This is a genomic window from Dendronalium phyllosphericum CENA369, from assembly GCF_016056275.1.
Taxonomy (GTDB): Bacteria; Cyanobacteriota; Cyanobacteriia; order Cyanobacteriales; family Nostocaceae; genus Dendronalium; species Dendronalium phyllosphericum.
The window spans coordinates 173,196-195,489 of sequence record NZ_JAECZA010000012.1 but is presented as its reverse complement, the minus strand read 5'-3'; the positions used below and the strand labels follow the sequence as shown (position 1 = coordinate 195,489).

The following is a 22,294-nucleotide window of genomic DNA, read 5'->3' as shown; positions in this document are numbered from 1 at the left end:
CATCGGGTCATGACGTAATTTTTCATGGTCATTTAAGTCTTCGTATCCCATGATCAACCCATATATTCGTTGTGTAATTAAGTCTTTTATTGAATGGTCAACTCGGTTTGGTTTTCGGTAATCTTTAAAACACTGTGCAAGCTGTGACGTGATTTGTAGTTTTCTGTCTATTTCAGCAATTAAGCTTAATCCGGCATCAGATATTACTCTTCCACCCTGGAAATTAACTACTACTGTAGGTAGTTTTGGCTGTTCAAATTTGAACTGTTTTGCTATACGATCTGTTGAAGCTGGGGTCATGCTTTACAACTGCTGAAATGCTTGCTATATATACATTTTTGCAGTTTTTGACCCCTTTTTTATATCTTTGTGAGAAATCCGGGTACCCATTGCTCCAGTACCGATTAACTCCTGAAGCTGGTAGCGTTTGCCGAGTAAGCGACCAATGTTAGGGTCTGACATAGAAAATTCGATTCCAATAATTTAACAAGTTTGGGTAACACCTAAGCAGTAGGTAGCTTGTAAGTGTTGGGATTTGCCTTCTTTTTTAAGAAGGCAGAAAATAAGAGAATTTGATTTATTTGTTTAATTCATAGTGGGTGGCGTGCCGCCTGTCCCCGCTTTCAAGATATAAATTGAAATATCAACTTTTAACCATCCTTCGCGTGACGCGGCGCTAACACCAGTTGCCTACAGCGCAAAACCTGCCTACAGTGATGGCTCACCAAGGTACAAAGACGAAGGCTGATATTGGAAGTAAAAAGTGCGTTCCCACAAACTTATAAGTAGATTTACCCTGAGCAATAGTACTATCTCGCACTTTTATTTTGATTTAATTTTAGTTTGCCCAATTTTGACGAAATACTTAAAAGTCAGAAGTAACTATTGACCAAGTCCCGTTGGGGCGAGTGTAGGGGAAGAAATAGCCCCAATCACCCTTGGGTACAATCCTAAGCTTTTAAGGCGATTCACCATCTGGGGGTTCAAGACCCCTCCAATGCCGTCTTCACTACACCCCACACCCTATTCTTGATGGTTATTTTGATTTTGACTGATATTCTAGGCTGACTTCCATGGTGTTGGTGAGAAAATGACCTACCATCACACCGCTACTGAGATAATATGTATCATCTGAAATTCGGTGCATGGTTTCAAAACCACTCCGACGTTCGCGATCGCTCAGTACCCAATAACGCTGTACTATTGTCTCTGGGCCAATCCAGCCCTCACCTTCAACCTGTCCTAAAAGACTATGCTGGAGTAAAAAAGTATACTGCCGCTCTCCATCGTGCAAACGCCCTTTGTATTGTAGAGAAATTTCTGGGCGATCGCTGCCTGGAAATATTAACTTTGTTGCCATAGTGAACCAGTTGTCTCGATTCCAAGCTACCAAGGTCATACCTTTTACGCTGATTGGCATCCCATGACGTTCCAACCAACTTCCTTGTATTGTCCAGCGTCCTGGTTCCAATAGAAAAGTGTGAGTCACCTTGTACGTTCCTTGTCTTAATCGAGTACCGCTAAGACTCAAAGATATCTATGAAACGTCAAAATGTCAGGCGGGAAATTAGCAGGGAAGCAGACAGGAAAGAAATTAAATAAAATTCTTCCCCCTTCTGCTTCATAGAATTTTCAATGTTTATTTTTCGATGGGTGTATCGGGGAGTTTGCTCCATTCATTCCAGGAACCATCGTAATTCCGTACATGATAAATACTTTAAGATAAACCAAATATGTGCAGATCGCCCTCCTATAGCGCTGATTAATCTGCCTCTGTTTGAGGGAAAACTACGCGCTGTGAGCGATGAACTAAGGTTGTAGAAACAGACAACAGTGCGAATCCAATCAGTGGATGGAGTACTCCCAAAGGTAAAGATGTTTTGAGGTGAATCGTCAGAAATTGCAGTCCGAGAAGTATTGGTATAGCTTTTGTCAGGCTTTGCACTCTTTGGGGAAACGGACTCAGGTACACCAATCCCAGCAGGATGGGAGCCAGACCGCTGTACCCACGCACCAACCACACATGAATTTTCCACCACTCAGGGTTGTAAAAGAACGCCATTCCAACAGTTAAAATTTGAGCAATTAGGCAAAGATTGAACAGCACAGCCAGCGTGAAAAAAACAATCTGAATCGAGCGTGCTGGTGATTGTCGGCTATCGGCATCAAAACTTGTTTGTGTCATCCGTTTGTCGATAATGATTGCAATAGAATCTATACTAAAAATGTCTAGCAACTACGCCTAGTCCTCGTTCGAGTACAGTTTGCAGCAACCATGACGGTGAATTCTTTGCAGTTTTTGTTTCAAGCGATCGCTCAGGCTCGTAACGAAGAAGAACTACGACAGCACGTTATTATTGATGTTGGTAAGTACTTTGTCGCTAAACGTTGGGGGCTTTTTCTCTTCGAGCGACTTTCCCCGATTGAGGGCAATCTTCCCAGCATCGTAAAACTAGCTTTATCTACAGAATATAATCCAGTTCTACGCTACGTAGTAGAGCGTCATGCCCCAGTTCACGAAGAACTAGTGTTACCGCCTGGGGTTTGGAAAATGATTTGCCCGCGTTCCGACCATGGACATGTAATGGCTGGGCCGATTGTCAGTAATGGTCGCTTAATTGGTGGGGTAGGTTTTACTCGCCATAGCGATACGCCTGCTTTTAATGCTGGGAATTTGGCTGACCTGAGTGCCCTTTGCTTGCATCTGTCAACCTGGATGGCAACAAGACAGTTGCAATCAAAACAATTCAATTCTGCGAATATAAATTGTTTAACACCGCGAGAAATTCAAATTGCCGAACTAGTAGCACAAGGACTAACAAATGCTGAAATCGGTGCAGCTTTGTGGATTCAAGAAAATTCTGTGAAGCAAGCTTTAAAACGGATGTTTCGCAAGCTGGGGGTTTCATGTCGTGCTGAGATGATCGCGCAGCTTTACTCAAAAGGGGGTTAAAGAAGGATGAAACCTTTGATCTTTCTATTCAACAAGGTGAATTTCTCCTAGAAGAACTTCACGAGGTGCGCCAGTAGCAGCAGGGAGATTACCAGGAATACCCAATTGTCGCCAGTAAGCTAAAACAGCAAAAGCGATCGCTTCTTTAAAATCTGCATTTAAACCGACTTCATCTGTAGTCAAGACTGGCACTGATGGCAATAATAACTGTAACCTTTGTTTTAAATAGAGATTGCGGCTACCACCACCGCATAATAGTACCCGCTGTGGCATTTGCGGTAAAAAAGTTTGGTAACTGCGAGCAATTGAAGCAACTGTAAGTTCTGTAAGCGTCGCCAGTAGATCGGCAGGACTGAGTTGATATGGTTCGGCATCTTTTAAACATTCATGCAGGTAAGCCACACCGAAAAGCTCCCGACCAGTAGACTTCGGTGGGGGTAGATGAAAATAATCTTGACTTAGCCATTGTTCTACTAATGGATAACAAGGAGTGCCACTCGCTGCCCACTTGCCGCTTTCATCGTAGGATTTAGCACCAGCAGTTAAATGCTGCACCGCCAAATCCAATAGGCTATTTGCCGGGCCGGTATCCCAACCGCGAATTTTAGTCAGCCAGTCATCACGACGAGGTGGAATATAAGCCACATTACCAATACCACCTAAATTCTGAATACAACGTCCCTCTTGCGGATGACTGAGTAAATAGGCATCGACTCTTGGCACGAGAGGCGCGCCATGACCGCCAATGGCGATATCAGCAACGCGAAAATTACTAATAGTGGTAATTCCTGTGAGATGAGCAATCAAAGCACCACGCCCTATTTGCAGGCTGTAACCGAGTGAGTTTTTATTTCCCAGTTCCCAGTCCCTAGTCCCTAATCCCCAATCTCCAGGAGGTCGATGAAAAACTGTTTGACCGTGAGAACCAATCAATGTTGCTGGCTGATGACCAATTTGAATATTTTGGGCAGCTTGAGCAAAGGCAAGAGCGATCGCATCATCTAGTTCTGCTAATTCTGCCATTGAGATGGCTTTCTGGGCACAAATTTCTAAGATACGTTCTCTGAGATCGCCAGGATAAGGATATGTTTCTCCTGCTAACAACTCAATTTTGATATCTAACTCTGTTCCGGAAATCTCTACCAAGGCAGCGTCTATTCCATCTACGGACGTACCACTAATTAAACCAATAACGCGAGTGGGGATGGCAGCTTGTTCAGTCAGATGCATTGATAGAGATTCTTTTTGTTGATTGCAAGGGGTAATCTCATCCATGCTACTATGCTTTGTTGCTAGTTGCAGCCTCTAACCAAAACATAGGTAGCTTCAATTTAACGCTATTACGCTTAAAGCCGCTTCAAATTTTGGCAAAAATCTAACTTTTAGCGCAAAACATTCGGGATGCCTAATCTTTTGCTGTGGCTTACTGATAGTATGGCGATTAGTTTTAGTGATGCAGGCAAGAGGTACAACCATTACAGAGCGTTGTGTCTGTTGTGGAGTAGCAGTTATTGTGTTAAGTTCTCATACTAAATATATCTTAGTCTTCATTAGTCCTTAAAAAATACCGATCGCAAAAATGTAGCTTTTTCACACACAATATTCAATTTAACTAGTCTTTCATATTTCGGTTTAATTTAGATATTATCTTCATATTTACTAAAAACAAAACTACTGTCTTTGAGTGATTTTCCTCAAAGAAAATGACTCAATAGACAAATTTCGGAGCAAATATAAATCCAGTAATTACATCCTGTTGTTGAGTAATGAATTAATTACATAATTCATTTACCACATACAAAAGCGCTGGAGCTTATACAAATGTTTCTTAAGAAAATCGCTTGTCTGACTGCTTTATCTGTATCCGCGATCGCTTCATTCACTTATGCTGGTTCGGCACATGCCATCGGATTTACCTACGATCCCGGTTCTTACCGTCAAGCTTCAGCAACATCTGAAGGTGTTTTTTCTAAAAATGTTAATGAAGCAGGATATACAACTTTTGATTTCAACAATGGTCAAATACCTGGCAACGATCGAGTAAAATATTCGTTTTCTAGCGGTAGCTATTCTAGTACAGCTTATTCTGGACAAACTGGTATTTACTCCGATGTTTGGGCCCCCTCTGGCGCTCATGCAGAAGTCAATCAATCTAATTATTTAGCTGTTTTCCAAGGAAACGATACCATCATTGAATCTAAAGGTAGCGACGCTTTTACCTACTTCGGTTTTGATGCAGGCGCTCTGAGCGGTGGTAACACTTTAAAATTCTTCAATGGCGCTACCTTAATCAAAGAATTTACTTATGACATGATGAATGCAGCAGCTTCTGTTGGAGCCTCGCAGCATGGCGGTCAAAAGAATGGCTTCTTTGAGTTTTTCTCACAAGATAAGAGTGATACCTTTAACAAAATTGTGATTTCTCAGACCGAAGGTGGCGGATTTGAAAGTGACAACCACACATTCCGTGTAACTAGCGTGCCAGAACCTAGTGTTACTATAGGTATGCTAGCTGTAGGTGGTCTGTTTCTACGCAAGCGCAAGAACCAAAAATTGCAAAGCGCAAAAGAATCTGCCTAAACTAAAGTTGCAGTGAAGTAACTTAGATAAACTCTTCCAAGTCAGTTTTTGTGAGTGCGATATTAGCTAAAGTGAATTGAACTAAAAATTCTCATACTGTATTTTAGCTAGATATAAAACTTGTTATTAAGAGAAGCAAAGGAACCTGAAAATTCTTCGCTTCTCTTTTAGCTTTTAAATGATAGTCAATGCTGAAATTAAGATTTCTTTTCGCTAGCAATGATATGCAAATCGATGTTTTTGACTAAGCGCACTAATTTTTGAGTTAAAGAACCCTTGAGGAGGATCTGCCAGCGCGATCGCTGACTCTCTCCAATGACAATCTGAGTGATACGGTATTTTTCAGCTGTTTCGGCGATCGCACTGGCTATATCATGGCTAGTAGCCCGAAGAAAAGTGCCTTCAAATTCTTTACACAGCTTCTCACAATTATGGATATGCAAGCTTTCTTCTTTGGTGAGAAAGCGTTCGGGATTGGCAACAAATAAAGTATAAAGCGGGGCATTCATGTAATTAGCGAGTCTCGCACCTCGGCGTAACAGTTGCACTGAGTTAGGATAGGTAGAAACGCATACTAAAACCCGCTCGTGAATATTACAGAATTGCCCGTTGGGAGTCGTGGCGATCGCATTTTCTTCCACGTTATCAGCAACTTCTCGCAAAGCCAATTCCCGCAAAGCAATTAAGTTGCGGCGTTGAAAAAAGTTATCTAGAGATTGTTGGATTTTTTGTGGCGCGTAAATTTTGCCTTCTAATAAGCGTTCTTGGAGTGTTTCCGGTGTGACATCTATTACTATCACTTCATCTGCTTCTTCTAATATCCGGTCAGGAACGCGCTCTCTTACTACTACACCAGTAATTCTTGCTACCAAATCATTCAGACTTTCCAAATGCTGAACATTCATTGTGGAGTAGACATCAATGCCTGCTGCCAAAACGATTTCGACATCTTCGTAGCGTTTTTCTCGTTGAGAACCAGGGACATTGGTATGAGCTAGTTCATCAATTAACACTAACTGAGGCGATCGCTTTAAAATTGCATCTGTATCCATTTCCGTCAGCGTTAACTCGCCTCTAGAAAGTTGCTTGCGGGGTATAATTTCTAGTCCCTTTGCCTTTTGCGCCGTTTCCTTGCGATCGTGGGTTTCTAGAAGCCCGATCGCAACATCAATTCCTTCCTGTTTAAGTGCGTGTGCTTCTTCTAGCATCCGGTAGGTTTTGCCTACACCAGGAGCCATGCCAATAAATATTTTGTGTTTGCCCCGCCGTGCTGGATAAATTGAGGAACTCACAGAAGTCGAGAATGTAGTTTTGAACTAGCATTATTATCATCTAGATTGCTAGTTGTCAGTTGTTTTTTCTTGACCGCTGACAACTAACAATTTATTGATTTTGTTGACGGTTAATTTCTTGTAAGTCAAGAGCGTAATTTAATCGCAGAATATTGACTCCTGGTTCGCCAAAAATCCATAAAAATCTCCCGTCAGTATATTTATTAAGTAAAGGTAATATTTCATCTTCTTTAATACCGCGAGCGCGGGCCACCCGTTCCACCTGCCGCCTCGCTGTAATCAACGAAATATGCGGATCTAAGCCAGAGCCAGAAGTATAAATTAAATCAGCCGTAGGTTGAATACTTTCTTCTTGGAATTGATTTGCCTGCTCGATAATTCGATTTAGTAGCTGTGGATTACTGGGAGCAAGATTGCTAGCACCAGATATCCCAGTTGGCTTGGCTTTTCTCCCTTGGCTATATCTCACTACACTAGGACGACCTTGAAAATATCGCTCGGACGTAAATATTTGACCGATCAAAGTCGAACCAATAGGTTTTCCTTCTATATTTTCCACAATGCTGCCATTAGCTTGAAATGGCAAGAAAACTTGACCCACTACAAGAATTGCCAGAGGATAAATAATTGCTGTCAACAACCAAAGTACCAGAGTAATGCGAATTGCTCTGCTAGTTTCTCGAATAAAAGACATCAACACTTTTCTACTTGCTCTTAAATTTAATTTTTAATTTTTAGAAGCGTTCTGGCTGAAAAACGACCACAAATAAGTAAATTACCATTGCTAGAGTCACCCCCCCTAAAATACCAATTGCCCAAGCAGAACTGCGTTCCAGCGTACCAGCAGCAGTAGCATAAACGACCGGAGCAACTAGCAAATTCAAGCACAGCCCAATAAAAATAGCGAGTGGTAGTTTTTGCTTACGACATTGCGACCAAATATTAAAAACAGTTGGGATGAAATCCATCGCCAAAAACTTTCCTGGTAAATCAGCTCGTTTCATGATTTTCTTTTTTCTTTGCGTCTTTGCCTGCCAAGATGGCAGTTATTTTTTATTTTTAATTGCTTAAACCAATCCGATCGCCGTTAGCATTACATCTATTAACTTAATGGCGATAAACGGCGCGATCGCCCCACCTAAGCCATAAATTAAAATATTGCGTTGTAGCAACTGATTAGCGCTCAAAGGTCTAAACCGCACGCCTTTCAAAGCTAAGGGAATTAAAGCGGGAATAATTAAAGCATTGTAAATCAGCGCCGAAAGTATAGCAGAAGTTGGGCTAGTCAAATTCATAATATTCAGGCTTTGCAGGTTAGCAGCGGCAAAGATGACCGGAATAATCGCAAAGTACTTAGCAATATCGTTGGCGATGGAAAATGTCGTCAAGGCTCCGCGCGTAATCAACAATTGTTTACCAATCCCGACAATATCGATTAACTTTGTGGGATCGGAGTCCAAATCCACCATATTGGCTGCTTCTTTAGCTGCTTGAGTACCTGTATTCATGGCTAAACCAACATTTGCCTGTGCTAATGCAGGAGCATCATTAGTGCCATCTCCTGTCATCGCCACAAGTTTACCTTCTGCCTGTTCGCGTTGAATGACGTTGATTTTGTCTTCTGGTGTGGCTTCGGCAATGAAGTCATCGACTCCTGCTTCCTTGGCAATGACAGCGGCGGTAATTCGGTTGTCGCCAGTTAGCATGATAGTACGTACACCCATCCTGCCTAATTGGTCAAAGCGTTCGCGGATACCAGATTTCACAATGTCTTTGAGATAAACAACACCATAAATTTCGTTATCCAAACAAACAGCTAGGGGTGTACCTCCCAATTGGGAAACTCGTTGATAGGCAGCATCCAGTTCGGGGCTATTATCGTCTCCATTACGGGAACGCACAAATCCTTTAATTGCTCCGACTGCTCCTTTGCGCGCTTCACGTCCACCAGGTAAGTTTGTGCCGCTCATGCGCGTCTTGGCGGAAAAGTCCACTGCTTCTACCCGGTCGGGGTCGAAGTCAAATCTTGCGCCTAACCTTTGTGCCAGCCGGACAATGGATTTACCTTCTGGCGTATCATCAAAGACACTAGCTACCAAAGCAATATAAGCAATTTCCTCTATGGAGTGACCCTCAATCGGGATAAACTCTTCTGCCAAGCGGTTGCCGAGGGTAATTGTGCCTGTTTTGTCAAGAACTAGAGTATTGACATCTCCACAAGCTTCTACGGCTCGTCCAGAGGTGGCAATCACATTAAATTGGGCAACTCTATCCATCCCGGCGATACCAATGGCACTGAGTAAGCCGCCAATGGTCGTGGGGATCAGCGCTACCAACAAAGCTACCAAAATAGGCACGCTAACTGGACTATTAACATAGTAGGCAAGTGCGGGCAAGGTAGCGACAACAAATAAAAATACTAAGCTTAGTACTGCTAGTAACACCGTCAAAGCAATTTCATTTGGTGTCTTAGTGCGTTCTGCGCCTTCTACTAAGGCAATCATGCGATCGATAAAGCCTTTGCCTGGGTCAGCAGTGATGCGAATAATTAGCTCATCTGAGATGATGCGCGTACCACCGGTCACAGAACTAGCAACATCCGAACCCGATTCTTTGAGGACTGGTGCAGATTCCCCAGTAATTGCCGATTCATCCACCGAAGCGACACCCATGATTACTTCGCCATCAGCGGGAATGATATCGCCTGCGACTACGTAGATGTTGTCACCTTGTTGCAGGCTAGTAGAAGATACTTCAGTAATTGTGCCATCGGAGGCGAGTTTTTTAGCGATCGTCTCTGACTTGGTCGATCGCAAGGCATCGGCTTGGGCTTTCCCTCGTCCTTCTGCCACGGCTTCGGCAAAATTGGCGAACCAGACGGTAAAGAATAAAATCCCCGTTAACAAGCCGTTAAATAGTTGCGGGTTCTTCTGAGTAGATGGGCCGAATAAGTTGGGATCGATGGTGACTGCTAGGGTGATGAGTGTCCCTACCCAAACCAAAAACATCACCGGATTTTTAATTGCACTCTTGGGATTGAGCTTAATAAAAGCATCCCTAATGGCTCTGGGGTAGATTCCTCTGGTATTAATCCTAGCTTTTTTGTGGGCTTGGCGGCGATCGCTAGAACGACGAGATGATTTTGGTTTGGGGGTAGGTGCAACAGGATTCATATTATGTTGTGAGAAAGAGAGGAGGAAGATGAGGGAGATGGGGAAGATGAGGAAGTAATGAGCTATGTAGCTTTAAAATACATGGTTTGGATCGTTAGTAAAGATGCAAAATGCAATCTAAATGATGATTAGCTTATCTTTAATCTTCCTCATCCTCTTCATCCCCCTCATTTCCTTTTTTAGCTACCAGAGGCTAATTTAAAACCTTCGGCAATCGGGCCTAAAGCTAAAACAGGAAAGAAGGTTAGTACTCCCAAAATTAGCACTACTCCAGCTGTGACGGTAGTAAATATCAGAGAATCGGTTTTCAACGTACCAGGGGTTTCTGGTACTTTTGGTTTGCGAGATATGCTGTCTGCTAATAGCAGGATGGCAATAATCGGGATGTAGCGTCCTGCAAACATACTAAAAGAGGTACTTAAATTCCACCAGAGAGTGTTATCTCTCAATCCCTCTAAGCCGGAGCCATTATTTGCAGCCGCTGAAGCATATTCATAAACTACTTGGGAAATACCATGATAGCTGGGGTTGGTAATTCCAGATAGAGAAATCGGATAAGCCAATGCAATGGCACTGGGAATTAAAACTAACATAGGGTGAATCAGCAGCACCACACTGGCGAGGACGATTTCGCGCTTTTCAATTTTGCGCCCTAAAAATTCTGGCGTGCGTCCCACCATCAGCCCAGTCAAGAAAACGGTGAGAATGAGGTAAATGAAGAGGTAAGCTGTTCCAGTTCCTTGACCTCCCCAAATAATCTGGATAAATAAGTTGAATAGTGTAGAAAATATCCCTGATGGCATTAAGGAATCGTGCATCCCGTTGACAGCACCACACATGGTAGCAGTGGTCATGACTGCCCACAAGGCTGTTTGCGCCCAGCCAAATCGGACTTCTTTGCCTTCTAAATTAGGTATTTCTAATTTGAGAGCGTTATTCACAAGGGGATTGCCTTGTTGTTCTGCACCAGCTGTCACCCAAACTAAAATCACAAAGATTGCGAACACCATCCAGAACAATAGCCACGCCTGTTTGATATTTTTGGTAAACACACCGTAGGCGTAAATTAAAGATGCCGGAATAGAAACCATCGCGATGATTTCGATGAGATTAGAGGCTCCATTAGGATTTTCAAAGGGGTGAGCGGAGTTAACACCAAAAAAACCGCCGCCGTTTTCACCCAACATTTTGATGGCCTCCCAGGATGCGACTGGGCCTCTGGCTATGTACTGCGTGCTTCCTTCCAAAGTTTGAACAACCAAGGTTTCGCGTAATGTTTGCGGTACGCCTGATAAAACTAAAGCGATCGCCCCAATTACTGAGATCGGTAATAATATCCTTGTAATACCTAGAGTGATATCGACGTAAAAATTTCCCAGATTTTTGCCTGTCAGCCCGCGAATAAAAGCAATACCTACCGTTAACCCAGTGGCCGCTGAAGTAAACATCAAAAAGCCTAAAGCTGCTACTTGGCTAAAATAACTTAAGGTTGTCTCACCGCTGTAATGTTGCTGGTCAGTATTTGTCACAAATGAGATTACTGTATGCAGCAGTGTAGCCCAAGTAATAGCACCAAAGCCGTTGGGATTCCAAGGTAACAATCTCTGAAAATAGATCAGCGAATACACTAAAATACCCATTAACAAGTTGGTGTACAGTATGGCTCGAATATACTGCCAACCTGTCATATCATCTTTTCTGCGGACACCCACTAATACGAACAGACTCCGCTCTATCGGGTTCATTAAGGGATCGAGTAGCGTTCTTTCTCCCAAGAAAACCCGCGCTATGTATCTTCCCAAAATCGGAACGATCGCGATCGCAATACACAGCGTTAAGCCAATTTGTAAAAAACCTTGTCCCATTTATTTCGCGCTCAATTTCAATACAGGGCTAGAAAGCCGATTATTAGATATAACAAATTCTCTACTTGGCAATTAGATGGTGAGATATTGGGCAATATCTCATATAACCTCAATTTATTTATCTCGATTTACTGTTTTCCATCCTTACTATTTTCTAGGTGCTTGTTAAAGTTTCTGTCAAGAATATTTAAATTTTGCTTGGATTCATCTATCTGGCATGTTAATATCATCTGTTTATACAATAACTACTAAAAATTAGCTACTCCCAAAGCTATCTATAACGAATTCTCATATTGCGATCGCTACAAAATGAAAATGTAGTATAAATTAACACTAAAAAATTATTGTTTTATTAGCCTTAACTTTTTATAGGAATAATTTGTAATGTTTTTTATGTAAAAAATAATGCTTTGATTAATATCTTTTTAGATAATTATCAAAACATAATTCCGAAGTCAGAAGCCAGAATGAGCGCATGAATTTTGTACCAAGCTGCGGATGAATAAGCAGGTTTAATACCCCACACTTTTGATTTTGCATTCTTCAACTATTAATAAATAATTAGTATTGCTTTCGGTCAAGCAAAATATAAGTACTTATTTTCTCATTGCTTTTAATTTCAATTTCTTCCGATTTCTCTAATAAAAATGCCTTGTGTAAGTGTTTAGCAGCAGCTTCAGTAACTTGAATTTCACCAAATATTCCAGATGATTCCACACATCTGGCAGTGTTCGCTATCTCTTCCCAGTAAACGTCTATTGAATTGTTTGGATTCATTACTTTTACTGCTACAGCATCACTATGAATACCAATACTGAGATGAAAATTTTGGTTATTCTCAGCATTAAATTTAGCGATCGCTGTTTGCATATCTAGCGCCATCTGGGCAATTGCTTGAGCACAATCTGAGCCTTGAGCAATTACCATATAACCATCATTAATGCTTTCGATTCTCTCCAAACCGTAGCGATAACTAAGTTTATTAAATATTGAAATGATTGAGTTGAGTAAATTTACTAATTGAATTGCACTTATAGCAGCACTTTCATGAAACCCGACGATATCTGCAAATAAAACCGTGACATAAGTCAAATTTTCGTGAGTAATATTTGCCGAGTTTTGCAGATTGTCGGAAATTAATAGCAATTTATTTGGCAATTGTACCGATTGCTGATATTGTAGCTTTTCTACTAATACTTGCTGAGTGATGTTGTGGAAAATGCCACGAGTGGCAACTGGTTTACCACCAACAAATTTACAGTTAATATTACCTTCGAGATAGATTGTTTGATTATCCTTCGTAATGAATGCAGTTTTAACTTGCTCTAATTTCTCTCCTGACATCAAACGATAAAACATTTGCCGACAGTGTTCTTGAAAATCCGGATGGACGATCTCAAATAATTTCATCCCAGCGACTTCAGTTTCACTGTATCCCAAGGTTGTTTGCCATGCACGATTCACATATAAAAATTGTCCATAAGCGTTAACAGATTGGATTAAAACATTAGCATTATCTAATAAATCTCGATATGTTTGTTCGCTTTGGATCAGAGCTTCCTCAGCTTGCTTTCGTTTAATAAAATGAGTGATTTGGCTACCAATAGAAACCATCATTTGTAGGAGGTTGACATCTTTTGATTGTACTTCCCGACTAAAAAAAGTCATTACTCCTAAGATTTCATTACCGTCTAGGATAGGGAAGCCAAATGCTGCGTGTAATCCTGCTTTAGCAGCGGGTTGCGATCGCCGTTGGTCAACATCATCTAAAATGTCTCTAATCCATAAAGGAGAACGTCTCGACCAAATTCGCCCAGGCAAACCAATACCAGGAGTATACGTAGTTTGCCAGGTAATTGCTTTAAACTCTCGCACAGAAACAACTCGACTCGACCAAATTTCCACGCACCTGAGTACTACATCTACATTGTTTTGTTGTACTCGTGGGCTTAAGTATTGATTTGGAGTCCAAAGTTCACCTAAATCCCATTCCAAGCTTTCACAAATTACCTGTAAAATTTGCGGAATTGCCTGCTTAATATTTTGAGCTTCTGATAAAATACGAGTTATAGCGCACTTGGCATTATTACGCTGTTCTCGGTGCTGGCGAGCGGTAATATCTCGACCGATATAAATAATTTCTTCTAATAATCCTGTATTTTTGCGAACTAAGGAACAAGAAAAAGCAACTAAGATTTTTTCGTTTTTTTTTGTTCTACAAACTAGCTCTATATCGTGAACTTGCTGCTGTAATATAGTATGCTGGTGAATGATTTGAGAAGTTAAATCCTGGTTATCAAAGATTAGAGAAATTGGTCGATTAATTAATTCTTCTTCAGAAAATCCAAATAATCTCTGAGCAGCAAGATTAATTTTTTTAATTTTGCCTGTATTACTTGTTACCAACAAGGCATCTGCCATTGAAGTGATAACTTTATCCATAGACTTTTTAGATGCTATTAAAGCAATTGAGACCAGATTAGCTTTGATAGGAGTGTTGTAATATTTTGCATTCTAAACTCATATTGTTGCTTATATCCTCAATCAAAATGAGTAATTTACTTTCAAAAATATATTTTTATTATTTATCAATAATCAATTTGGAAAAATTTCATCAATCGAAATAAATATTTGAGTTGTTAACTGTTAACAGTCAACAACTCAAATAAGATATTTGTGATGATATATAACTAAATATTGCCGTATATCGGAATTGCTGCACCGCGAATATCTCTAGCAGCTTCAGAGGCTAAAAAGCAAATTAATTGTGCTAGTGATTCAGGTTTTACCCACTTATCAGAATTTTCTTCTCCCATTGCTTCGCGGTTAGTGGGGGTATCAATCACAGTAGGGAGGACAACATTAGCAGTGATATTAGTGCCTTTAGTTTCATCAGCGATCGCTTTTGTCAAAGCTACCACACCAGCTTTAGCAGCAGAATATGCAGCTAATTGCCCAGATGGTTCTAAAGCAGCCTTGGAACCTACCGTAACAATACGCCCATAGCCGTGTTGCAACATACTTTTGAGGCTATATTTGCAAGTCAAGAAAGTTGTATTCAAGTTGATCTCAAATTCGCGCTTCCAATCGTAAAAACTATATTCGTGGGTTTTTCCCATTGAAAAGCCACCCACCAAATGAATTAACACATCCACCTTTCCTATGCGGTAGATGAGATTGTCCACCGAGGCTTCCTCCTCCAGATTAGCGGGGATAAAGTGAAGTCTCTCAAAATCTGTGGGTGGTAGAGTGTCCTTGAGACGTTCGACTTCTTTGGGATTGCGATAAGAAATTGTTACTTCTGCACCTTGAGCGAGAACCGCCGGTGTCACACCCGAACCTAGTCCACCAGTACCGCCTGTGAGTAAAACTTGCTTACCTTTCATGAAAGATGCACTCCTGAAAGCTCACTTTCAAGATAGCGCGACAAGAGGCATCTGGTGAGAATTCCCTAATTAAGAAGGGTAAAGGTAAAAAGGGAAAGGGTTAAAGGGTAAAGGTTTTCCTTTTTTCTGGTTCAGTTAAAATCTCCCCGCTTACGGCAAACCCCTTAAAAAATGAGTAAAAGAGGATTATAAGTCCTGCTTTTTAAGGAAAGTTGAGGCGATATTTAAAACATAAAAGTAAAAATTAATCTTCCCTACTCTATTTTTCATTCACTCCAGCGTATGTGGCTGATAACGGCTACTTATGCTAAAAGAGGGCACATCTTCAACTAAATACGTATTCTATCTGGAGGACTAACTTTAAAAAGCGGAATAGCTTCTACAGATGGGTAGATTTTTATCCTCCAGGTTGATTTGGATATCAATGTTTTTAAAGTACAAATTGATTAGTAAACAATTTAGTAATAATTGAAAAAAACACGCTCATATAATTTAGGAATACAAAAACTTATTATTTATCAATTTTTGAGGATAAAAAATTGATATTATCTCAAAAGTAAGATAAATAAATTTAGTCACTATTTTAATGGGGAACCAATAATGAAGACTAAAGAAGAATATCAAGTAGAGATGGAAGCGCAAATCGCTAAACTGCAAACTAAAATTGATGAGTTAAAAGTTCAAGCTGCTCTTGCTAAGGCAGATGCTAAAGATAAATATCACGAGCAAATAGAAGTTTTAAATGACAAGTATGAGGTTGCTCGTGTAAAACTTCAAGAACTCAAAGCATCTAGCGGTAATGCTTGGGAAGATATCAAAGCAGGTTTGGAAAATGCTTGGAATGAATTACAAATTGCCTTCAAGCGTGCTTCCAATCATTTCTAGCTAGTAGATTCAATCTACTATAGCAAAGTGCTGATTGCTGAGTAAAAACCAGTTAAATCAAAGCTTTGAGTAATCAATAAAACCCTAATATTAGTGACTACGGCTATATAATTCACTCAAGTTTCTGTTAAATAGGAGAAAAACCATGAGTTTTATTCGTTTCGTTCAACCCATTATCCGTCCTTTACGTTTCGTAATTGCAGCTGCTTTATGCTTAACTTTAGTAGTATCTAACGCTTTTCCTGCTGCTGCAATTGGTAGCTCAAAAAGCTCTCCTACTGAGGGAACTACACAATTAAATGAAATTCAAGAGAAAACTGATGAAGTAGCTCGCTCTGCACCTCCTTCTTTAGAAGAAGTACAATCAAAATCAGAGAAAGGTCTTAATGAAGTTCAAGGAGATGCTGATATAAATAAAATGAAGCGTCCTGACAACTCTCAAAATGCTACTAGTGTAATAGACAAAGTTGAAGATTACTTAGGAAAGGTAACAGGGGATAAGTAATTTTATCTAATTTTTGAACAATTAATCCCCAACACCAATTTGAAAAATGAATACTACCCATGTGTCGCATTCTTTTTTGAAATTGGTATAACAAGTAAATCAATATAGTTTGATGGTCAAGCTAGTTTATAACTTGACCATCAATTTTTTCAAATTTACTTAACTCAAATCTTGCAGCTACTTCAACTTCACACCCCGAATCGAATAATCTAACAACTCCATTGGATGCATTACTGAAATTTCCTTACCTTGTAACCGCAAATGCTTAGTAATTTGCAACGTACAACCTGGATTAGCAGAAGCAATTAAATCAGCACCAGTGTTTAGCAGGTTTTGCACTTTTTGCTTACCCAATTCCTCAGCTATTTCTGGTTGCAACATATTATAAACTCCGGCGCTACCACAACACAAAGCTGCGTCTATAGGTTCTGTTAACTTTACTCCTGGAATTTGCCGTAATAGTAAACGTGGTTGTACGCTAATCTTTTGTCCGTGCAATAAATGACATGCGTCTTGATAAACTAAATTCAGTGGTTTATTTGTCGGCGGCGATAGTTGCGCTGTTAAACCAACAGTCGCCAAAAATTCTTGAGCATCTCTTACCTTTGCAGCAAAATCTTTTGCCTTTTGCCGATATTCTGGGTCATCTTCTAAAATGTGGCCGTATTCTTTCAAAGTATGGCCGCAACCAGCAGCATTGATAATTACAAAATCTACATTAGTATTGGCAAAACTATCAATCATTTGCCGAGCTAAAGCTTTTGCTTGTTCTGTTTGTCCTTGGTGTTCGGGAAGGGCTGCACAACAACCTTGCGATCGCGGAATTACAACCTCACATCCATTTGCTGTTAAAACTCTCACTGTTGCTTCGTTTACTGGTGAAAAAAACAGCCGTTGCACGCATCCCAAAATTACGCCCACTCGGTAACGCTTTTGCCTTTGGGCTGGAATAACAGTAGGTAAATTATTTTGAAAAGATTGAAAAGTAACTTCTGGCAAAATAGATTCCATTGCTGCCAAACGGGGCGATATATTTTTAAGTAAGCCCGTGGCGCGAAAGAATTTAGAAAAACCCAACTTTTGATAAACAAATACTGGAACTAGTAAAACTCGTAAAAGATTGGGATAAGGAAATAGAGAAAATATCAGTTGCCGAAAAAGTTTATCTGGGAGACTCCGAGGATAATTTCGTTCGACTTGATGGCGAGTCGCAGAAATTAACTTGTCATACTGCACGCCTGAAGGACAAGTTGTCACACAAGCAAGACATCCCAAACAAGAATCAAAATGTTGGGTTGTTGCGGTATTTAGAGCGATTTCACCTTCATTAATTGCATCCATTAAATAGATGCGTCCTCTAGGAGAATCCATCTCCTTACCAATCACCCGATAACTAGGACAAGTTGAGAGACAAAATCCACAATGCACGCAACTATCAATCAACTTGGGATCGGGTGGATGATTAGGATCGAATCCTTTTAAATTTTTTAAACTAGCTGTATTATTAACAGAGTCTTCTGAAACTTGCATATTTATTCCTAATCCCCTCTCTATCTCTGTGGCTCGTTTTCTAAATCCCACCCACAAACCGCCCAGGACTTAAAAGATTCTTGCCATCAAACTGTTCTTTAATGCGGCGCATTAGGGGTAAAGCATTGCCGTTGTAACCCCAAACATCTATTTGTTGTTTAACTGTTGCTGGAGCTTCCAGAATTGTTAAAAAACCATTGTTAGCTTGAGTGCGATCGCGCATTTGTAAAACCCGGTCTTGATTCTCCAAACGCAACCACCCCAAACCACTAGCTATGTGAATCAAACCCCATTTTGCTTGAGTCAAAACATCCGCCGCAGCAGTAGGTAACACTCCTATTTTGCAAGTAATTGCTGAATCTGTGGCAGTAAAATGCATTTGTTCTTGTAACCTCTGCCATAAATTAGCTTCATCGCTATCTGTATAAATTGCTCCAGCTAAATCCAACTTTTGTCCTACTTCTAAAAGTCGCTTTGACTGTTCTTTGACACTCTCACTAATACTTTGAAAACGAGCAATTAATCCCAGTCCTTTACCCAACTCTAAGCTAGAAATTAATTGAGTTGATAGCAAATCGGCAGCGGTTGGTGTTAATGCCGAACCTCGTAGAATTGCAGCAGCTTGGGATATTGCCTCTGCTGTCCCAGTCAGCACTACCGTACTCGATAATTCCGGTAGTGGGTAAACTCGAAAAGTCACTTGACTAATAATCCCTAATGTGCCGTATGAGCCAGTAAACAACTTCATCAAGTCATATCCGGCAACATTTTTCACTACTCGTCCCCCAGCTTTGGCGATTTGTCCGTCAGCACGCACAAAAGTAATGCCTAAAAGCTGGTCGCGCACGCTACCATAACGTTGCCGTAGGGAACCCGTATCACCTGTAGCCACGATACCGCCGATGGTTGCCGACTCAACGGCTGTAGGGTCAAGGGCAAGAAATTGGCGCGATCTTCCTAAAATTGCCTGGAGATGGGAGAACTTCATCCCGGCTTCTACTGTCACAGTCAGATCGCCAACAGCGTGTTCGATAAGTTGGTTGAGGCGTTCTGTGCTGACTATGACATCAGCACCTTTGGCTAAACCACCCCAGCTGAGTTTGCTGCCACTGCCACAAGGCAGAACGCGCCAGTTGTGACGGTGAGTTTCTGCAATTACAGCGGCTAGTTGTTCTTGAGTGTGCGGATAGACGATGCAAGTGGGAGGATTTTTAGAAGCGATCGCTAATTGAATATGTTTTTGCTGACTGAGTTCGAGATTTTCCCAAAGACAGACAGCATTTTCTTCGCCGACGATAGATGCAAGACTAGAGGCGATTGCTTTCATCAGTAGTTTATTTTGTACTCCCTACATCTAATTTACTGGTTAATCTCACTAAAAGAGTTGGGACTTACGCATGAAGACGAAAAATAAAAAATGAAGTCGGAAGTCGGAAGTATTAAATCAAGCCACCCACAAGGGGGAGCCACTGCGATGGACGGGTTTCACAGGCTACAGGAGCCAGCGCGTTGGGCGGCTTGGGGCTAAAAAAATATCCCATCGCTTTTGAAGCTAGGGACGCAGTGACGGATATGTAGGGGTCTTATACAAATTCGTAATTCGTAATTAACCCTCTTCTGTCAGTCTCCGAAAACATTTGCCATTTCTGAATTCTAGAGCTTTTGTACAGCAAGCGATCGCGCGATTATTTTCTAATAACAAATTCAAGAGCAATTTTTTTCTAATAGTATAGGTTGTATTGATTGCCTCGTGAGACTTCTAGCAATCGCCCTCACGGAGAGTGACAGAAGAGGGTTAAGAAAGTCCCATTTTCAAGATATGGCTGTAGCCTCACCCGTTAGGACATTTTCAAAGCTTGAATGCTGGGAATAGTTAGACTTTCCCTGCTGCCTTCTGCCTCCTGCTATAGTTCTGTCAGCTACACATTAAGTGGCTGTCTATTTTCTGCTGGTGTGTAATAACTATTAATTTTGTCGTTTCCTACTTGGGATAGCGATTCTTGGCCTGTAATTAATCTCGCTCCACGATTTCGAGTTAGATAGTTCCATGTCCACTGGAGCATCACTACTAATTTGTTGTCGAACTCAATTAAAAAGTAGATGTGAATTAATAGCCAAAATAGCCATGCAAAGAAACCTTTAAGTTTGATAAAACCTAAATCCACAACGGCGGAGTTTTGTCCAATCATCGCTAAACTTCCGCGATCGCTGTAAGCAAACTGGGGTAAAGTGTTACCTTTAAGTCGTTGTTGAATCAGTTGCGCTACATATTCTCCTTCCTGCATTGCTACGGGTGCAACACCAGGCAGGGGTTTATCATTTTGATGTGAAAAGTTTGCTAAGTCACCAATTACAAAGATATTAGGATGTCCATTAATACTTAAGTCGGGTTCGACGATGATTCTACCAGCGCGATCGCATTGAGCGCCTGTGCGTTCTGCCAAAACTTTCCCCATCGGCGAAGCTTTCACACCTGCCGCCCATAATACAGTTTTGGCGGCAGTCTCTCTGACTACATCACCTTGTTTAAGGGTGACAACATCATTTTCAATATTTGTTACCAAGGTTTTTGTCTGGACAACAACACCCAAGTTTTGCAAAGATTCTTCTGCTGCTTGTGATAATTCTGGTGCAAAAGGTGGCAGGACGCGATCCATGCCTTCTAAAAGTAAAATTGTGGTTTCTGTAGTGTCGATGTTGCGGAAATCTTCTTTGAGGGTTTGGTATGCTAATTCTGCGATCGCACCTGCTAATTCTACTCCGGTAGGGCCGCCACCCACAATCACAAACGTTAACCAAGCACGGCGTTTTTCTGGATCGGTTTCTTTTTCTGCTGCTTCAAATGCTGTAAAAATCCGGCGACGCATTTCTATGGCATCTTCTACGGTTTTCAAACCAGGAGCAAAGTCTTCCCAGTCATCTTTACCAAAATAGGAATGTTTGGCTCCTGTGGCAACAATTAGCGTATCATAGGCGATCGCTTCATCGCCCAAGATGACTTTTTGCGCTTGTGGATCGATATCACTCACTTCTCCTAACAACACTTTTGTATTTTTGCTCTTACTGAGTACTGCTCGCAAGGGCGAAGAAATATCAGCGGGTGATAGCGTACCGGTAGCAACTTGATACAGAAGTGGTTGAAAAAGGTGAAAGTTACGTTTATCGATGAGAGTAACGTTTACCTTAGCTTTAGCTAATGCCTTTGCAGTGTACAGTCCACCAAAGCCACCACCAACAATTACAACCTGATGGGGTGGAGTATTCTTAAGTGCATCTACCATAAGAAGTATTTCCTTATATCTTCGGGGTGCTGTAACTATTCTTAACAAATTAGTATCGAAAATGTCACATTTTTTTCTGTTCATTTTGAACAAATGAAAAAATAGTTAAAGTCATTACAACTACGTTTTTGAGCGGACAGTCCCAAAGAAAGAATTTCCGTTAAGCGAGTAGGGGGAGACTCTATCCCCAGATTTCTTTGCTCTATAGGACTTCTATGTGATTTTTGTTCAAAAATCAGTAAATATCATCGCTTTACTTTCACACTATTGAGATACGTCTAAAAGACAGAAATTCGATCTTAAATTATTGCTCAGGAAGGAAGTGTAAAGAGGAAATGATGCATCATACTATTTGCCATAGTATCTAATTTCAAAATAGCAAACTTTACTTGAAGAAATTGAGGTTAAAAGCATGACAAATATTCAAGAAAAAGACATCGTGAAGTTAACTCGAAATATCAACGATGAATTAAAAGAAGGTTTAGTAGGGATAGTGATGCAATGTCATCAAGATAAATTCGATGTTCATTTTCCCATCCCAGGAAATGATTTAAATGCCCAAGTATCAGGTAAAGATATCCAGTTTGTGATAGAAACTAAATCGGTAACAAATTAGATTGTTGCATTTTTCCAAAAAAGAGTAATTATTTCTCACTTTTGTATTGTTCTAATTTTCCACTGACTCGCTAGTGGCAAAATAGTTGCACTGAATATTCTTGAAAGTGAATCGGTAGAGGCTATCGATTCACTTTTTTAATACTAGATCAATTCGCCTGATTGAAATTCAGTACAAATTTGGGCGATCGCCTAAATCATCAACCCGTAATCCGGAACCGACTCGTAG

At 40.8% G+C, this 22,294-nt stretch carries 20 protein-coding genes; 5 read left to right on the top strand and 15 right to left on the bottom strand.

Annotation, left to right across the window (positions count from 1 at the left end; genetic code table 11):
- The 4 genes from I8752_RS05440 to I8752_RS05425 form a co-directional block, all read right to left on the bottom strand.
- Window positions 1-300, bottom strand: a 300-nt coding sequence (locus I8752_RS05440) for a transposase (protein ID WP_214431305.1), incomplete at its 3' end; no start/stop codon positions are given.
- Window positions 301-324: 24 nt separating this feature from the next.
- Entirely contained in the window at window positions 325-462 is a 138-nt protein-coding gene (locus tag I8752_RS05435; RefSeq protein ID WP_214431313.1) for a hypothetical protein, read from the bottom strand.
- A 574-nt stretch (window positions 463-1,036) separates the two neighbouring features.
- Complete coding sequence (locus I8752_RS05430; protein WP_214431304.1) at window positions 1,037-1,489, bottom strand: hypothetical protein; 453 nt, start codon at window positions 1,487-1,489, stop codon at window positions 1,037-1,039.
- Between the two features lie 273 nt (window positions 1,490-1,762).
- Window positions 1,763-2,185: a DUF6220 domain-containing protein gene (locus tag I8752_RS05425; protein WP_214431303.1), complete on the bottom strand. Its 423-nt coding sequence runs from the start codon at window positions 2,183-2,185 to the stop codon at window positions 1,763-1,765.
- A 90-nt stretch (window positions 2,186-2,275) separates the two neighbouring features.
- On the opposite strand from I8752_RS05425, the gene I8752_RS05420 reads away from it, so the two are divergent.
- A complete protein-coding gene (locus tag I8752_RS05420; protein WP_214431302.1) occupies window positions 2,276-2,953 on the top strand; it encodes a LuxR C-terminal-related transcriptional regulator in 678 nt (225 codons plus the stop codon).
- 24 nt (window positions 2,954-2,977) lie between these two features.
- On the opposite strand, the gene I8752_RS05415 is transcribed toward I8752_RS05420, so the two are convergent.
- Window positions 2,978-4,183, bottom strand: a complete 1,206-nt coding sequence (locus I8752_RS05415; RefSeq protein WP_214431312.1) for an anhydro-N-acetylmuramic acid kinase — start codon at window positions 4,181-4,183, stop codon at window positions 2,978-2,980.
- A 591-nt stretch (window positions 4,184-4,774) separates the two neighbouring features.
- On the opposite strand from I8752_RS05415, the gene I8752_RS05410 reads away from it, so the two are divergent.
- Window positions 4,775-5,533, top strand: coding sequence for a PEP-CTERM sorting domain-containing protein (locus I8752_RS05410; RefSeq protein ID WP_214431301.1), 759 nt, complete (start codon window positions 4,775-4,777; stop codon window positions 5,531-5,533).
- 197 nt (window positions 5,534-5,730) lie between these two features.
- Here the strand turns inward: I8752_RS05410 and I8752_RS05405 are convergent, their stop codons facing one another.
- The 7 genes from I8752_RS05405 to fabG form a co-directional block, all read right to left on the bottom strand.
- Window positions 5,731-6,813 (bottom strand): universal stress protein, encoded by a 1,083-nt coding sequence (locus I8752_RS05405; RefSeq protein ID WP_214431311.1) that lies wholly within the window; start codon window positions 6,811-6,813, stop codon window positions 5,731-5,733.
- 103 nt (window positions 6,814-6,916) lie between these two features.
- Entirely contained in the window at window positions 6,917-7,519 is a 603-nt protein-coding gene (kdpC, locus tag I8752_RS05400; RefSeq protein WP_214431300.1) for a K(+)-transporting ATPase subunit C, read from the bottom strand.
- 40 nt (window positions 7,520-7,559) lie between these two features.
- Window positions 7,560-7,829 (bottom strand): potassium-transporting ATPase subunit F, encoded by a 270-nt coding sequence (locus tag I8752_RS05395; RefSeq protein WP_214431299.1) that lies wholly within the window; start codon window positions 7,827-7,829, stop codon window positions 7,560-7,562.
- A gap of 63 nt (window positions 7,830-7,892) precedes the next feature.
- The gene (gene kdpB / locus I8752_RS05390; protein ID WP_214431298.1) at window positions 7,893-9,998 is read right to left on the bottom strand and encodes a potassium-transporting ATPase subunit KdpB; all 2,106 of its coding nucleotides are present in this window, start codon (window positions 9,996-9,998) and stop codon (window positions 7,893-7,895) included.
- Between the two features lie 179 nt (window positions 9,999-10,177).
- Window positions 10,178-11,863, bottom strand: coding sequence for a potassium-transporting ATPase subunit KdpA (gene kdpA, locus I8752_RS05385; RefSeq protein ID WP_214431297.1), 1,686 nt, complete (start codon window positions 11,861-11,863; stop codon window positions 10,178-10,180).
- Window positions 11,864-12,424: 561 nt separating this feature from the next.
- On the bottom strand, window positions 12,425-14,305 hold the full coding sequence (locus tag I8752_RS05380; RefSeq protein WP_214431296.1) for a PAS domain S-box protein: 1,881 nt from the start codon (window positions 14,303-14,305) through the stop codon (window positions 12,425-12,427).
- 248 nt (window positions 14,306-14,553) lie between these two features.
- The gene (fabG, locus tag I8752_RS05375; RefSeq protein WP_214431295.1) at window positions 14,554-15,249 is read right to left on the bottom strand and encodes a 3-oxoacyl-ACP reductase FabG; all 696 of its coding nucleotides are present in this window, start codon (window positions 15,247-15,249) and stop codon (window positions 14,554-14,556) included.
- A 600-nt stretch (window positions 15,250-15,849) separates the two neighbouring features.
- On the opposite strand from fabG, the gene I8752_RS05370 reads away from it, so the two are divergent.
- Window positions 15,850-16,134 carry a sll1863 family stress response protein gene (locus tag I8752_RS05370; RefSeq protein ID WP_214431294.1) on the top strand — a complete coding sequence of 95 codons (285 nt, stop codon included), beginning with the start codon at window positions 15,850-15,852 and terminating at the stop codon, window positions 16,132-16,134.
- 145 nt (window positions 16,135-16,279) lie between these two features.
- Window positions 16,280-16,639: a hypothetical protein gene (locus tag I8752_RS05365; protein WP_214431293.1), complete on the top strand. Its 360-nt coding sequence runs from the start codon at window positions 16,280-16,282 to the stop codon at window positions 16,637-16,639.
- A 177-nt stretch (window positions 16,640-16,816) separates the two neighbouring features.
- Here the strand turns inward: I8752_RS05365 and I8752_RS05360 are convergent, their stop codons facing one another.
- From I8752_RS05360 to I8752_RS05350, 3 genes are all read right to left on the bottom strand, one after another.
- Entirely contained in the window at window positions 16,817-18,169 is a 1,353-nt protein-coding gene (locus tag I8752_RS05360; RefSeq protein WP_214431292.1) for a (Fe-S)-binding protein, read from the bottom strand.
- Window positions 18,170-18,209: 40 nt separating this feature from the next.
- Window positions 18,210-19,496: an FAD-binding oxidoreductase gene (locus tag I8752_RS05355; RefSeq protein ID WP_214431291.1), complete on the bottom strand. Its 1,287-nt coding sequence runs from the start codon at window positions 19,494-19,496 to the stop codon at window positions 18,210-18,212.
- Window positions 19,497-20,088: 592 nt separating this feature from the next.
- The gene (locus I8752_RS05350) at window positions 20,089-21,450 is read right to left on the bottom strand and encodes an NAD(P)/FAD-dependent oxidoreductase (protein ID WP_214431290.1); all 1,362 of its coding nucleotides are present in this window, start codon (window positions 21,448-21,450) and stop codon (window positions 20,089-20,091) included.
- A gap of 412 nt (window positions 21,451-21,862) precedes the next feature.
- On the opposite strand from I8752_RS05350, the gene I8752_RS05345 reads away from it, so the two are divergent.
- Window positions 21,863-22,066, top strand: a complete 204-nt coding sequence (locus I8752_RS05345; protein ID WP_214431289.1) for a hypothetical protein — start codon at window positions 21,863-21,865, stop codon at window positions 22,064-22,066.
- Window positions 22,067-22,294 lie beyond the last annotated feature (228 nt).

Excerpts from the sequence above, each read along its gene's own strand:
- kdpA (WP_214431297.1), bottom strand. The coding sequence starts at position 11,863 with ATGGGACAAGGTTTTTTACAAATTGGCTTAACGCTGTGTATTGCGATC.
- I8752_RS05415 (WP_214431312.1), bottom strand. The coding sequence starts at position 4,183 with ATGCATCTGACTGAACAAGCTGCCATCCCCACTCGCGTTATTGGTTTA.
- I8752_RS05355 (WP_214431291.1), bottom strand. The coding sequence starts at position 19,496 with ATGAAAGCAATCGCCTCTAGTCTTGCATCTATCGTCGGCGAAGAAAAT.
- I8752_RS05435 (WP_214431313.1), bottom strand. The coding sequence starts at position 462 with ATGTCAGACCCTAACATTGGTCGCTTACTCGGCAAACGCTACCAGCTT.
- I8752_RS05360 (WP_214431292.1), bottom strand. The coding sequence starts at position 18,169 with ATGCAAGTTTCAGAAGACTCTGTTAATAATACAGCTAGTTTAAAAAAT.
- I8752_RS05410 (WP_214431301.1), top strand. The coding sequence starts at position 4,775 with ATGTTTCTTAAGAAAATCGCTTGTCTGACTGCTTTATCTGTATCCGCG.
- I8752_RS05425 (WP_214431303.1), bottom strand. The coding sequence starts at position 2,185 with ATGACACAAACAAGTTTTGATGCCGATAGCCGACAATCACCAGCACGC.
- I8752_RS05365 (WP_214431293.1), top strand. The coding sequence starts at position 16,280 with ATGAGTTTTATTCGTTTCGTTCAACCCATTATCCGTCCTTTACGTTTC.
- I8752_RS05395 (WP_214431299.1), bottom strand. The coding sequence starts at position 7,829 with ATGAAACGAGCTGATTTACCAGGAAAGTTTTTGGCGATGGATTTCATC.
- I8752_RS05420 (WP_214431302.1), top strand. The coding sequence starts at position 2,276 with ATGACGGTGAATTCTTTGCAGTTTTTGTTTCAAGCGATCGCTCAGGCT.
- I8752_RS05370 (WP_214431294.1), top strand. The coding sequence starts at position 15,850 with ATGAAGACTAAAGAAGAATATCAAGTAGAGATGGAAGCGCAAATCGCT.
- I8752_RS05350 (WP_214431290.1), bottom strand. The coding sequence starts at position 21,450 with ATGGTAGATGCACTTAAGAATACTCCACCCCATCAGGTTGTAATTGTT.
- fabG (WP_214431295.1), bottom strand. The coding sequence starts at position 15,249 with ATGAAAGGTAAGCAAGTTTTACTCACAGGCGGTACTGGTGGACTAGGT.
- I8752_RS05380 (WP_214431296.1), bottom strand. The coding sequence starts at position 14,305 with ATGGATAAAGTTATCACTTCAATGGCAGATGCCTTGTTGGTAACAAGT.
- kdpC (WP_214431300.1), bottom strand. The coding sequence starts at position 7,519 with ATGTCTTTTATTCGAGAAACTAGCAGAGCAATTCGCATTACTCTGGTA.
- kdpB (WP_214431298.1), bottom strand. The coding sequence starts at position 9,998 with ATGAATCCTGTTGCACCTACCCCCAAACCAAAATCATCTCGTCGTTCT.
- I8752_RS05345 (WP_214431289.1), top strand. The coding sequence starts at position 21,863 with ATGACAAATATTCAAGAAAAAGACATCGTGAAGTTAACTCGAAATATC.